Raw genomic sequence first — 12,765 nt, 5'->3', positions numbered from 1 at the left:
CCAAAATCCAGCCACTTCTCCCCACCCACTATACTTATCATTTTGTTGATGATTTGAAAGGGAGGCCCCGTGCCGTGGATCCTGTTGCTGATTGCAACGCTGTTTTGTGCGCCGCTTCAGGCGGTAACGATTCCCGGCGTGACCACCGCCGCCAGCCAGCCTTCCTCCAGCGAACCTGATGCCGCTCAGAAAAAAGCGGCCTATGCGGCGCTGGCGGACGTACTGGAAAACGATGCGTCGCGCCAGGAGCTGATTAAGCAGTTGCGCACTGCCGCCGCCACGCCACCGCAGGAAAAAGTCCCGACGCTCACGCCACCACCGGTGACGGAGGAAAAGACCGTACTGGAAAGCGTGACCGATGTAAGCCGCCGCTACGGCGAAGCGCTGTCCACCCGATTCGCACAGCTTTGGCGAAATATCTCCACCGCGCCCCATAAACCGTTCAATGCTCAGACGTTCAGCAACGCCGTCACTCACTTTCTGCTGCTGGCGGTTCTGGTCTTCGCGTTCTATGCCCTGCTACGCCTGGGCGCACTGCCGCTGTATCGCAAAATGGGCCAGTGGGGACGCAAAAAAAACCGGGATCGCAACAGCTGGCTGCACCTCCCGGCGATGATTACCGCCGCGTTAATCATCGACCTGTTGCTGCTCAGCCTGACGCTGTTTGTCGGGCAGATGCTGAGCGACAGGCTCAACGGCGGTAGCCGCACCGTGGCCTTTCAGCAAAGCCTGTTCCTGAACGCCTTTGCGCTGATAGAGTTCTTCAAAGCCATTCTGCGCCTGATATTCTGCCCCCGCGTGCCGGACCTGCGCCCTTTCAGCATTCAAAATGACACAGCACGTTACTGGAGCCTGCGCCTGAGCCTGCTGAGCGGGCTGATTGGCTACGGACTTATCGTCGCGGTGCCGATCGTTTCAAATCAGATAAACGTACAGACCGGCGCGCTCGCTAACGTCATTATCATGCTGTGCATCACCGTCTGGGCACTGTGGCTCATTTTTCACAACAAGAAAGCGATTACCGAAAGCCTGCTCGGGCTTGCCAACCGCTCGCTGGCGTTTTTCAGCCTGTTCATTCGCGCCTTTGCGCTGGTCTGGCACTGGCTCGCCAGCGCATACTTTATCGTGCTGTTTTTCTTCTCGCTCTTCGACCCGGGCAACAGCCTGAAATTTATGATGGGCGCGTCGGTTAAAAGCCTGGCTATTATCGGCATTGCGGCGTTTGTGTCAGGTATTCTGTCGCGATGGATTGCCAAAAGAATCACCCTGTCGCCGGAGACCCAGCGCAACTATCCGGAACTGCAAAAGCGTCTTAACGGCTGGATATCCGCCTCGCTGAAGGCGGCGCGCATCCTCACGGTCTGCGTGGCGGTAATGCTGCTGCTAAGCGCCTGGGGATTGTTTGATTTCTGGAACTGGCTGCATAACGGCGCAGGCGAGAAAACCGTGGACGTGCTGATTCGCATCGCGCTGATCCTGTTCTTCTCGGCGATTGGCTGGACGCTGCTGGCAAGCCTTATCGAGAATCGCCTGGCGTCTGATATCCACGGCCGCCCGCTGCCAAGCGCACGAGCCCGCACGCTGCTCACTCTGTTTCGCAATGCGCTGGCGGTCGTCATCAGCACCATCACGGTGATGATCCTGCTGTCGGAAATTGGCGTGAATATCGCCCCGCTGCTGGCCGGTGCCGGGGCGTTAGGTCTCGCCATTTCTTTCGGCTCGCAAACCCTGGTGAAGGACATCATCACCGGGATTTTCATTCAGTTTGAGAACGGGATGAATACCGGCGATCTGGTGACCATCGGGCCACTCACCGGCACCGTCGAGCGGATGTCAATTCGCTCCGTTGGCGTACGTCAGGACACCGGCGCGTACCACATCATTCCCTGGTCATCTATCACCACCTTTGCCAACTTTGTGCGTGGTATTGGCTCGGTAGTGGCAAATTACGACGTCGACCGTAGCGAAGACGTGGATAAAGCCAATGATGCGCTTAAGGCGGCGGTAGCAGAGCTCATGGAGCAGGAGGAGATTCGCGGGCTGGTGATTGGCGAGCCGTCGTTTGCGGGGCTGGTCGGGTTGACCAACACGGCGTTCACGCTGCGGGTTTCGTTCACTACGCTCCCGTTGAAACAGTGGACGGTGCGCTTCGCGCTGGATACCCAGGTGAAAAAGCATTTCGACAAGGCAGATATTCGGGCGCCGGTGCAGACTTATCAGGTTTTGCCTGCACCGGGTAACCCGGCAATAGCGGCATCAGAACCGCCATTACCGGATCAGCCAACGCTGTAATCGGCCAATGCGTCAGCGCCATCCGGCACGACAGCATTCAGCGTGCGCGGGCCGCAAAGCGACGGCGTTTGTCTTCATCAAGGAAGGTCCAGGCAATGAAGCGGCTCTGCTTCTGCCCCTGGGCCATCTCTTTTTTTACCACTTTCACCGCACCTGCGGCGGTCAGCGCGGAATAGAGCATCGGCAGATTATCGCCCTTCGACACCAGCGTGGTAAACCACAGCACCTGTTTTGCAAACTGGCGGCTCTCGTCGATCATTTTACGGATAAACGCCACTTCCCCGCCTTCACACCACAGCTCCTGCTGCTGGCCGCCAAAGTTCAGCGCCTCAGTTTGCTGCCCAAGATTACGGCGCTTACGCTCGTTACCCTCGCGGGCGCTTTCGGCGGAGTTGTGGAACGGCGGGTTGCAGACCATCGCATCAAACTGCTCGTTTTTGTGGATCACCCCGCTGAGGATAGCCTGGGGATCTTTTTGACGACGCAGGCGAATCTGGCGGCTCATGCCCGGATTGGCCTCAATAATGGCCTGCGCTGCGGCAATCGCTTCGGCATTCACTTCGGTTCCGGTAAAGCGCCAGCCGTATTCATGGCTGCCGATCAGCGGATAAATCAGGTTCGCCCCGGTACCGATATCCAGCACGCTGGCATTGTTCGGCACCTTCCCCCCGCTGGTTTCGGCCAGCAGATCGGCCAGATGATGCATATAGTCGGCCCGGCCCGGTACCGGCGGGCAGAGGAAGCCCTGCGGAATATTCCACGCTTTCACCTGATAAAAGTGCGCCAGCAGCGCCTGGTTCAGGGTTTTTACCGCCTCGGGATCGGCAAAGTTAATGGTCTGCTCCCCGGTCGGGCTGGTGACGATAAACGCCGACAGCGCGGGAGTGTCCTTGCACAGTGCGGGTAAATCATAGCGGGCGTGGTGACGGTTACGCGGGTGTAACCCCGGCTTTTGGGCATTCATGGCATCCTCCTGTTGCGGCAGCGTAAGATACCCGTTGACGCGGGTGGCGTAAATAAGTGAGTCTGCATAATCCTTTAAACTGACAGGTGCGCTATGTATTTTTATCAGCCTTCAGACGGACATGGACTGCCACATGACCCGCTCAACGCCATTATTGGCCCACGCCCGATTGGCTGGATTGCGTCGGCAGATGCTCAGGGCAATCGCAATCTGGCACCCTATAGCTTCTTTAACTGCTTTAACTATCGCCCACCGATCATCGGTTTCGCCAGCAGCGGCTGGAAGGACAGCGTGCGCAATATCGTTGAAACGCGCGAATTCGTCTGGAACCTCGCCACGGTCGATCTTGCCAGCGCGATGAATGAAACCTCCGCAAGCCTGCCCCACGGCGAAGACGAATTTGTTCGCGCCGGATTAACCCCTGCAGAAAGCCGCCTCGTCCGCGCGCCTCGCGTAGCCGAAAGCCCGGTGAATTTTGAATGCCGCCTGTCGCAATGCATCCAGTTGACCGCCGCCGACGGCAGCGCAGTTGATTCCTGGCTGGTGCTGGGTGAAGTCGTGGCGGTGCATATTGATGAATCACTGCTGGAAAACGGCATTTACCAGACCGCCAAAGCCAGACCCGCACTGCGTGCAGGTGGTCCAACGGCTTATTACACTATCGATGAAAGCCAGCGTTTCGATCTGGTTCGCCCGGATGCCCGATAATCCACAATCTTATCAGCCACTTGTATGTGGCTGATTTGTCAGTTTATTGTCAATTAATGTCGTTCAAAAAACGAGCAGATCATCATCAATTTTTTGCGGCATATCACACTTCTTCAGCGCCTACACTTAACGCATCCCCCGTGGGAAACAGAGAGGATGTGCACATGAAAAAACTGTTGATTCTGGTTGCTGCTGGTGCGTTGTCGATGCTCTCTTTCTCGGCATCCGCCGAACCGCAACAGCTGACGCAAGGTAATACCGGACAACTACGTCCGGCGGGCACCGTGTCGGTATCCGGAGCGTACACTTTAGATGACCTGCAGGATAAACTGGCCGAAAAAGCCCATGAACAGGGTGCGAAAGGGTTCGTGGTAAACTCCGCCAGCGGTGATAACAAAATGTACGGCACGGCTACCATCTACAAATAATCTGTCTGACCGAAATGCGCCTCACGCTCGTGCAGGCGCATTCTTTTTTCTGCTTCACAAAAAAAAAATAAACCGAAGAGTAAAAACTTTAAATACGCATTTAAAACGGTGTATAGTTCTGGCCCATACAAAAAACACAGACACACTGACAAAAATATAGCTTCAGACACAGCAAAAACGGTTTCCTTTACGAGCACAGTTTTTGCCGAAAAAAGTCGCAATCCGTGCCCTCAAATTGACTTCCACCGTTGCGTTACCGTTTTCTGATTTTATTTTATTAATAATCAGTAATTTATTTAATGTTCAATTTTTTCGATGAAGTCTGTCAAGTCTATTCGATTTTATCTCCCGCAGAAAAACGTGATACTCATCACATCGACGGAACAACGTCACTTTTAAAGAATAACCTGCGAGAGATTAACCATGAAAACCATCAAAACTGCTGCTGTTGCCATCGCTCTTTCCGCTCTTTCTTTCGGCGTATTTGCCGCTCAGCCGGTTTCCAGCGCTGAAGCTCAAAGTATGAACAAAATCGGGACCGTGTCTGCGGAAGGCGCAACCACCCTGGACGGTCTGGAAGCGAAACTGGCTGAGAAAGCCGCGGCTGCGGGAGCTACCGGTTACAGCATTACGTCTGCTAACACCAATAACAAAATCAGCGGTACTGCGGTGATCTACAAATAATCGCCGGACAACGTTTTACCCCTCATTGACCATTGCCCTGCTGTACCTGTTTAACCCTTGTTTTGCCCGTCCGGCCACTGGACGGGCTTTTTTTTGCCTGTGAATTACCAGAGCGCATCGATCCGCTGCAAAGCAGCATCGAAGTCAGGCGCTTCGCCGGTTGCTACCAGACAGCAGGCCATCTGTCGTTTTAGCGATGTTGGTACCGGTTCGACGCCCGCTACGCAGCGTTCAATCCAGCGAGCGGTCACTTCAGGATCTTTAGAAGACGGCAGCGATGCCTCCCGTACCTCAGCTTCGCGCTCAACCAGCACGCGCGTACCGGCTGCGTCGATCAGGCTTATCTGCGGGCAGCGCTGGGGATTGGCGTACACCTCGCCTTCGGTGCCGTGCATCAACAGCGCCCGGCCACCAATATCAGCGAAGAACTTACCCACGCGCGGCACGTATTCCGGATGCGATACGCTGGAAAGCCGCAGCGCGGCATTTTCGGCAAACGGTGTTGCGAGCTTAGCCAGGGTATGTGCGCTGTTACGCACGCCCATCCGCCAGCGCATTGCCAGCTGGTTTTCCAGCAGCGGGCAGAATGCGCCTACCGGCATATACACCGGCTGATGGCCGTCCAGTTTCGCCTGCGCCTGCCCGGCGTGGAGCGCCGGCTCAATGCCGAGCAGCGTAAAAATGGTTTCGGTCAGTACGCGGGTTGGATCGTGGCTGACGCCATGCACCAGCACCGGAAAGCCGAGCTTATGCAGCAGCATCGCCAACAGCGGCGTGAGGTTAGCCTGCTTGCGCGCGCCGTTATAGCTTGGAATAACGATCGGCATCGGCTTTGCCACCGGCGGCGTCAGCTTGACGGTGTGCTGCTGCATCGCTTCATAAAAGCCCAGCATTTCCGCCTCACCTTCACCCTTAATGCGCAGCGCAATCAGAATGCCACCAAGCTCCAGTTCCGGTACTTCGCCCTTCAGCATTTGCGCGTACAGGCCACGGGCCGTATCTGTATCCAGGTCGCGGGCGTGATTTTTGCCGCGCCCGACTTCTTTAATAATATTGCGATAATCCATGCAGTGCTCCTGACGGCTCAACGCCGCTTGCGACGAGTCGGTTTAGGTTTGCTTTTCACTATACCCTCTGGCGCATCCGGTTGCTCAATGGGAAATACCGGCAGCGCGTTCAGCAGACGTGGGCCGTAATTTTTGGTGAGCAGGCGTTTATCGTAAATCACCACTTCGCCCCAGCAATTGTGGCTTCGAATCAAGCGCCCCACCTGCTGTATAAGGTTAAAGGACGCGCTCGGCAGGCTTTGTACTTCAAACGGATAGCGATTCAGGCTTTTCAGCCATTCACCCTCGGTGATCACTACCGGACTGTCGATCGGCGGGAACGCGATTTTATGGATATGGACCTGGCTCAGCAGTTCGCCCTTCAGGTCGAGCCCTTCAGCAAACGACTGCAGTCCCACCAGCACGCTGCGCTCGCCGCCCCCGACCCGCTTGCGGTGCAGCTCCACCAGCCGGTAACGCGGCTGATCGCCCTGTACCAGCAGCAAAAGCCGCAGATCCTGTACGTATTCCAGGAAGCGCTGCATTGCACGACCGCTGGCAAACAGCACCAGCATGCCCAGATGCTTTTTCTCCTCCACCTGCTCGCGGAAGTAGGCCGCCATTTCCGCCAGATGCTGCTCTTCGTTCTCCATCGACGGCTCTACGCGCATCTTTGGAATCACTATTTTGCCCTGTTCAACGTGGTTGAAAGGTGAATCGAGCGCCACGAACCTGTCACCCGCCTTCTCCTTCAGCCCGCTCATCTCCTGAAGTCGAGAGAAGCTGTTCAGCGAACGCAGCGTGGCAGAGGTGACGATGATATGCGGCACGCGCCGCCATAGCAGTTTCTCGAGCTGATCGCTGACGCGAATCCCTACGCAGTGAAACCAGACGTGCGGCTGGCCGTCGCGCAGATCGCGCGTTGCCCATTTGGTGACCGGCGCGCCGGAAGCCTGCACCATCGCGGCAAGCCGCCACAGTTTGCTCTGGGATTCAAACATGCCCAGCGCGCGGTTCATCTGCAACAAAATACGGTGGAGACGAACGATATCGTGCGAGCCGGTTTTCTCACTCAGGTCGTTGAGAAACAGCTCCGACAGCCCGCGCAGCATCTCCGTCAGCTTCGCCAGCCGCTGGCAAATAACCATGACTTCGTCCGGCAGCTCGCCCATAGCAAAGCGGTGTTCCGCTTCCAGCCCGGCAGGCATATAGAGGGAAAGAATATTGTTCAGCGAGACGATGTGCTCATACAGCTCATCGCAATGCTCTTTAAGCCGCTCGGGGGCGGCAAGAGGCGGAAAGGTTTTCGGGCGAAACTGCTCCATGCAGGTCGCCACCAGCTTGCTGAAAAGATCGAGCTGTAGCCGATACCAGCCAGAGGTAATCTCCGCGCTCATCTCCAGCGCATCGCGGGCGACGTCCGGCAGATGATGACCTTCATCGAGCACCAGCAGCAGATTTTTTGGCTCCGGCAATACGGCTTCACTTTCCATCGCCGCCATCACCAGCGCATGGTTAGCGACCACCACTTCCGCCTCCTGAATTTCCCGGCGGGCAACAAAGAACGGGCATTCCCGGTAATAGTGGCAGTTGCGGTTAAGGCAGCTGGCTTTGTCGGTGCTCAGGCGGCCCCAGAGCGCGTCGTCGATGGCCAGGTCGGTGTGATCGCGCAGGCCATCCCATTTGTAGCTGTCGAGATCGGCTTTGAGCTTCGCGCAGCGCTTCTGCTCTTCCTGATTATTGGGCGTGAGTTCGTCTTCGAGAAACGCCAGCAGATCCTGCTGGTTCGGCTCGGTGCTGGAGAGCGCGGTCAGGTTGCGTGGGCAGACGTAGCGTCCGCGGCCGAAAGCCGCGGTAAAGCGCAGCTCGGGAATGATTTTTTTCAGCAGCGGCAGGTCTTTACTGTAAATCTGATCCTGCAATGCGACGTTGGCGGTACTGATCACCAGCGTTTTTTGCTCTTCCCGGGCAATGGCAATGCCGGGAATCAGGTAGGAGAGCGTTTTACCCACGCCGGTTGGCGCTTCGATGGCCAGGTGCCTGCCCTCTTCTCCGGCGAGCGTTTTCGCCACGTCGGCGATCATCTGCCGCTGCGGTGCCCGGGGAATAAAGTCGGGGATCTGTTCCTGAAGCGCCTTATACCAGGCGGCGATTTGCGCCTTGAGCGCGGCGGTGAGTGCCATCAATAAATCCGGATACTGTATAAACAGCCACTATTCTGGCACTTTCCGGCGGTGGGGGCAAAAAAAATGGCCGCGATTTGCGGCCATGCTCGGGAATTACTGTGTAGCGGCGGGTTTACGCGGACGGCGACGACGCGGAGCGCCTTCGCGGCGTGGCTGCTCACCGTCGGCACGACGAGGCTGCGCATTTCCGGAGGCCGGTTTATCGCTGCGACGCGGCTGACCGCTGCCCGCCGGTTTGTCACTACGGCGCGGCTGACCAGCGTCGTTACGACGAGGCTGGCCTTGACCGCGACCACCACGCCCCTGGCGACCGTTCTGAATCGGCTCTGCCTGGATGCTTGGATCCACGTCGTAACCCGGGAGCGCAATGCGCGGGATCTCTTTCTTCAGCAAACGCTCGATGTCACGCAGGAGCTTGTGCTCATCCACGCAGACCAGAGACAGCGCTTCACCCGTGGCAGCAGCACGGCCGGTACGGCCGATGCGGTGGACGTAGTCTTCCGGCACGTTCGGCAGCTCGTAGTTGACCACGTGCGGCAATTCTTCAATATCCAGGCCACGGGCTGCGATATCCGTTGCCACCAGCACACGAAGATCGCCTGATTTGAAATCAGCCAGCGCGCGAGTACGGGCGCCCTGGCTCTTATTGCCGTGGATTGCCGCGCTGCGAATGCCGTCTTTATTCAGCTGTTCGGCGAGGTGGTTGGCGCCGTGTTTGGTGCGGGTAAACACCAGCACCTGCTTCCAGTCACCTTCGCCAATCATCTGCGACAGCAGCTCGCGCTTGCGTTTTTTATCGACGAAGTGCACGTGCTGCGTCACCTGCTCGGAGGCGGTGTTGCGACGCGCCACTTCCACTTCCAGCGGGTTGTGCAGGAGTTTGGACGCCAGCGCTTTGATGTCGTCGGAGAAGGTGGCGGAGAACAGCAGGTTCTGGCGTTTCGCCGGCAGTTTTGCCAGCACGCGACGAATGTCGTGGATAAAGCCCATGTCCAGCATGCGGTCGGCTTCGTCCAGCACGAGAATTTCAACTTTATCGAGGCTCACCGCGTTCTGGTGTTCCAGGTCCAGCAGACGGCCCGGCGTTGCCACCAGCACGTCCACGCCGCCGCGCAGCTTCATCATCTGCGGGTTGATGCTTACGCCGCCAAACACCACCGTCGAACGGATGTTGAGGTATTTACTGTATTCGCGAACGTTTTCGCCCACCTGCGCCGCCAGCTCACGGGTTGGTGTCAGGATCAGTGCACGCACCGGACGACGTCCTTTCGCGTGAGGTTCACTCTGGGAAAGCAGTTGCAGCAGCGGCAGCGTAAAGCCGGCGGTTTTACCGGTACCGGTCTGGGCGCTGGCCATCAGGTCGCGGCCCTGCAATACGCAAGGGATAGCCTGCTGCTGAATAGGGGTCGGCTGCGTGTAGCCCTGCTCGGCAATCGCGCGCAGGATCTCAGCATTCAGGCCAAGGGTTTCAAAAGACATAACAACTCCGAACCGCCCCGACCATGACAGGTATCGTTTTCAGGGGGATAGTGACAGGGCAAAAAGACAAAAACGATAATGTCAGCAAGGAGCGGAGTGTAGCAGTTTTTGTGACACACCGCATAAAATATCCCGGAGTAAAAGCCAGGCAGTCATTTCTCTGTAGCTTCTGACTAAAATCCAGCCAGAGTTTCTCTGGTATGCCAGGGCACAATGCAAGTCGCGAAGAACGAATTTTCAGAGTGGCTAAAGCTATACCTCAGGAATTTCCGTCAGTTAATCCCTACGCCAATGCGGGCTTGTGAATGTCGGCTTTAAGCAAGGAGCCGGCGCTGGCGAAGGGGATGACTCAGCCTCGCGCAGCGCCGTTCGGGATTAAACCATTTCTGATCTCCCCGGCGACACAGGGCTGAGGTTTACTAAACAGATATCCTTGTACGAAATCACAGCCCAGAGTCTGAAGACTCTCAAGCTGTTCCTGTGTTTCAACACCCTCTGCAACGGTCTTCATATTGAGAGACTTCGCCATGCCGGTGATGAGTTTGATGATATTCAGGGCGTCTTCCTGGGTCGATATCGACTGCACAAAGGATTTGTCTATTTTGATTTTATCGAACGCAAGTCGACTCAGCCGGGAAAGAGAAGAGTATCCGGTACCAAAATCGTCGATGGAGATTTGCACGCCCAGAGCTCTGAGCTTGTTAAGGGTATTCATCGGCGTTTTGCTCTCAATAAAGAGGGATGATTCAGTCACCTCCAGCTCAAGACGATCAGCCGGGAGTCCGGTTTCTTTCAGGACAGAGAGCACTATTCCGGCAAAGGCTTTGCTGCTTAGCTGGACAGGAGAGACATTCACGGAGATTTTAACCGGAACTGCCCAGGAAGCCGCTTCCCGACAGGCCATGCTAAGCACTGATTTCCCCACCTCGTTAATCATTCCTGTTTTTTCGGCAACAGGGATAAAGCTATCCGGCGACAAAATCCCCTTTCGCGGATGCACCCAACGAATAAGCGCTTCATAGCTGTAAATTTCCCGGCTGAACGAATCGACAATCGGTTGATAATAAACCACGAACTCTTTATTCATTATCGCCAGGGCCATATCATGCTCAAGGGTTCTGCTTTCTTGCAGCTTGTCTAACATTCTCTGGCGGAAGACAGTAACCCTGCCAGCACCTTCATTTTTAGCTTCATAGAGGGCCAGGTCGGCTAATTTATAGAGATAATCAGAGCGACGTTCTGTTTCTGAGTTAACAATACCGACACAGGTGGTTATATTGATAATCGCGCTATAAATTGTGTAAGGCTGATTAATAGCATCACATATTTTTTGGGCCAGCGAAACAGCGTGACCTTCTGTCAGATCGCCAGAAATAAAGGCGAATTCATCCCCGCCTAAGCGATAAAACGTATCGGGATGAAAACTCATCGAGCCCAGACGCTGGGATATTTGACACAGCAACATATCACCCGCATCATGACCATAGGTATCATTGACTTCCTTGAACCTGTCCAGATCAAATAACATTACGGTCACAGCGCTGTTATTTCCTTCTGCCATTTTGATGGCTTCGTTTAAATTATCCCAGAAAAACAGCCTGTTACTCATCCCTGTAAGAGGGTCATGATAAACGTCATACTCCAGTCTGGCATTCTGCATTTGCAGCTTTTCTTTAGACTTCTGAAGCTCTTCCGCAAGTCCCCTGACCTGAAGATGTGCCTTCAAAATATTTCTGTTCTGATAAAAAATCAGCACACCCAGTATCGCACTCAGTATTATTAGCAACACTGAAATCGCGGAATAAACAGAGTACAGAGTTTGAATTTTGCTGTTGGCGTTGTTAATCAGGTTAACATCTTTATTTAAAGCACCGGATGAAAGACGGCTTAGTGGTGCATCAAGCGAATACATGGCCTTCAGATATACCTGAAGTTCCGGGCGACTCATGGTATCAAGGTGAGCATCGAGATAATTCAGCGTATTTTCGAGTTTTACAGCCAGTTCATGAAGTGATTTATGGCTATTGATATATTGGCCCAAATCACCTTCTTTCATCAAATCGCTCTGGCTGAGCATAATATCGAGGTGTAAGCGCACATCATCGATGTGTCATCGACTCATCGATAGTGTAAAGACCAAGCCATGATTCGAACCGGTAATACTCCGAAACCAGCTGTGCTGCAGACCATGAATTGGCGTAGTGCGTCAGTTTTTGTAGCTCTTGCTGCCTTTCGTGCACAAGAAAAGATATATATCCTGTGGATATAAAAAGGAAAAATATTATGGCAGCCAGTATTCTGTTCATGTTGTTCTTCTGAGCCTCTACTCAATGCTCATTTTGCTAACCTGCCAGGCTGACCTTGAATAAAAGACCTGATTATTCAGTTCAGGTTTGCTGTCATAGGGATAGACTATGAATAGCGGACCTTTATCGCGGACGCGCATGTATTCCCCATTGATTTTTAGGGCAAGAATGACATTGTATTTTTTGAAATCACTGAGAGGGATAACGGTGGTGTAGTCATTGAGCGCCGTCACCGTTACAACAGAACCTTTCGCCCCAACGTAATCCATCAGCTTTTGCATTGGAATACCCGTAAAGGTTGTGCGTCCATTGTACCAGGGAGAGGCGGTCTGGAAACTCACCATACCGAGCTTCTCGAGGCTCGCAATATCGAGAATAGCCTTACCATTTTCATTGGTATTTTCTATATTACCGGACAGCGTTAACAGGACTTTCCCGGCAGGTTTGGGAAGCTCGCCAGCCAAAATCTGCGTGGAGATCATAAAGCTTAACAGCATGACAATTAGCCGCATCTTAATCCACCTATCTACTGAATATTAAAGAATTATAATTTAGCTCGTGCTATTTATACATGCAGCCTGGCTAATAACAATGCATTAAGCAAATATATAATTTAATTCATAAAAATCAATGTATTAACGCACCACTCGCTCTGAATCGCCACGGATAATC

9 protein-coding genes and 1 pseudogene are annotated in these 12,765 nt (G+C 54.4%); 4 read left to right on the top strand and 6 right to left on the bottom strand.

Annotation, left to right across the window (positions count from 1 at the left end; translation table 11 throughout):
* Positions 1-69 precede the first annotated feature (69 nt).
* The gene (gene ybiO / locus AB1287_RS06645; RefSeq protein ID WP_435617307.1) at positions 70-2,292 is read left to right on the top strand and encodes a mechanosensitive channel protein; all 2,223 of its coding nucleotides are present in this window, start codon (positions 70-72) and stop codon (positions 2,290-2,292) included.
* Positions 2,293-2,329: 37 nt separating this feature from the next.
* Here the strand turns inward: ybiO and rlmF are convergent, their stop codons facing one another.
* A complete protein-coding gene (rlmF, locus tag AB1287_RS06640) occupies positions 2,330-3,256 on the bottom strand; it encodes a 23S rRNA (adenine(1618)-N(6))-methyltransferase RlmF (protein ID WP_435617306.1) in 927 nt (308 codons plus the stop codon).
* Positions 3,257-3,349: 93 nt separating this feature from the next.
* On the opposite strand from rlmF, the gene AB1287_RS06635 reads away from it, so the two are divergent.
* The 3 genes from AB1287_RS06635 (at position 3,350) to ybiJ (ending at position 5,076) form a co-directional block, all read left to right on the top strand.
* Positions 3,350-3,964 (top strand): flavin reductase family protein, encoded by a 615-nt coding sequence (locus AB1287_RS06635; RefSeq protein WP_435617305.1) that lies wholly within the window; start codon positions 3,350-3,352, stop codon positions 3,962-3,964.
* A gap of 164 nt (positions 3,965-4,128) precedes the next feature.
* Complete coding sequence (gene mcbA / locus AB1287_RS06630) at positions 4,129-4,392, top strand: DUF1471 family periplasmic protein McbA (RefSeq protein ID WP_312627280.1); 264 nt, start codon at positions 4,129-4,131, stop codon at positions 4,390-4,392.
* Positions 4,393-4,815: 423 nt separating this feature from the next.
* A complete protein-coding gene (gene ybiJ / locus AB1287_RS06625; RefSeq protein ID WP_312627279.1) occupies positions 4,816-5,076 on the top strand; it encodes a DUF1471 family protein YbiJ in 261 nt (86 codons plus the stop codon).
* Positions 5,077-5,180: 104 nt separating this feature from the next.
* Here ybiJ and ybiB read toward each other — a convergent pair whose 3' ends face one another.
* The 5 genes and pseudogenes from ybiB to AB1287_RS06600 form a co-directional block, all read right to left on the bottom strand.
* Complete coding sequence (gene ybiB / locus AB1287_RS06620) at positions 5,181-6,143, bottom strand: DNA-binding protein YbiB (RefSeq protein ID WP_435617304.1); 963 nt, start codon at positions 6,141-6,143, stop codon at positions 5,181-5,183.
* A gap of 17 nt (positions 6,144-6,160) precedes the next feature.
* Positions 6,161-8,305, bottom strand: coding sequence for an ATP-dependent DNA helicase DinG (dinG, locus tag AB1287_RS06615; protein ID WP_435617303.1), 2,145 nt, complete (start codon positions 8,303-8,305; stop codon positions 6,161-6,163).
* A gap of 96 nt (positions 8,306-8,401) precedes the next feature.
* Positions 8,402-9,787, bottom strand: coding sequence for an ATP-dependent RNA helicase RhlE (gene rhlE / locus AB1287_RS06610; protein ID WP_435617302.1), 1,386 nt, complete (start codon positions 9,785-9,787; stop codon positions 8,402-8,404).
* A 349-nt stretch (positions 9,788-10,136) separates the two neighbouring features.
* Positions 10,137-12,093, bottom strand: a pseudogene (locus tag AB1287_RS06605) (putative bifunctional diguanylate cyclase/phosphodiesterase).
* 17 nt (positions 12,094-12,110) lie between these two features.
* The gene (locus AB1287_RS06600) at positions 12,111-12,605 is read right to left on the bottom strand and encodes a molybdopterin-dependent oxidoreductase (RefSeq protein ID WP_312627269.1); all 495 of its coding nucleotides are present in this window, start codon (positions 12,603-12,605) and stop codon (positions 12,111-12,113) included.
* Between the last annotated feature and the right edge of the window lie 160 nt (positions 12,606-12,765).

It is taken from the genome of Scandinavium sp. UTDF21-P1B (assembly GCF_040750395.1).
Classification (GTDB): Bacteria; Pseudomonadota; Gammaproteobacteria; order Enterobacterales; family Enterobacteriaceae; genus Scandinavium.
This window is presented reverse-complemented; position numbering and strand designations above follow the sequence as displayed.

Excerpts from the sequence above, each read along its gene's own strand:
- rlmF (WP_435617306.1), bottom strand. The coding sequence starts at position 3,256 with ATGAATGCCCAAAAGCCGGGGTTACACCCGCGTAACCGTCACCACGCC.
- AB1287_RS06635 (WP_435617305.1), top strand. The coding sequence starts at position 3,350 with ATGTATTTTTATCAGCCTTCAGACGGACATGGACTGCCACATGACCCG.
- mcbA (WP_312627280.1), top strand. The coding sequence starts at position 4,129 with ATGAAAAAACTGTTGATTCTGGTTGCTGCTGGTGCGTTGTCGATGCTC.
- ybiJ (WP_312627279.1), top strand. The coding sequence starts at position 4,816 with ATGAAAACCATCAAAACTGCTGCTGTTGCCATCGCTCTTTCCGCTCTT.
- ybiB (WP_435617304.1), bottom strand. The coding sequence starts at position 6,143 with ATGGATTATCGCAATATTATTAAAGAAGTCGGGCGCGGCAAAAATCAC.
- dinG (WP_435617303.1), bottom strand. The coding sequence starts at position 8,305 with ATGGCACTCACCGCCGCGCTCAAGGCGCAAATCGCCGCCTGGTATAAG.
- rhlE (WP_435617302.1), bottom strand. The coding sequence starts at position 9,787 with ATGTCTTTTGAAACCCTTGGCCTGAATGCTGAGATCCTGCGCGCGATT.
- AB1287_RS06600 (WP_312627269.1), bottom strand. The coding sequence starts at position 12,605 with ATGCGGCTAATTGTCATGCTGTTAAGCTTTATGATCTCCACGCAGATT.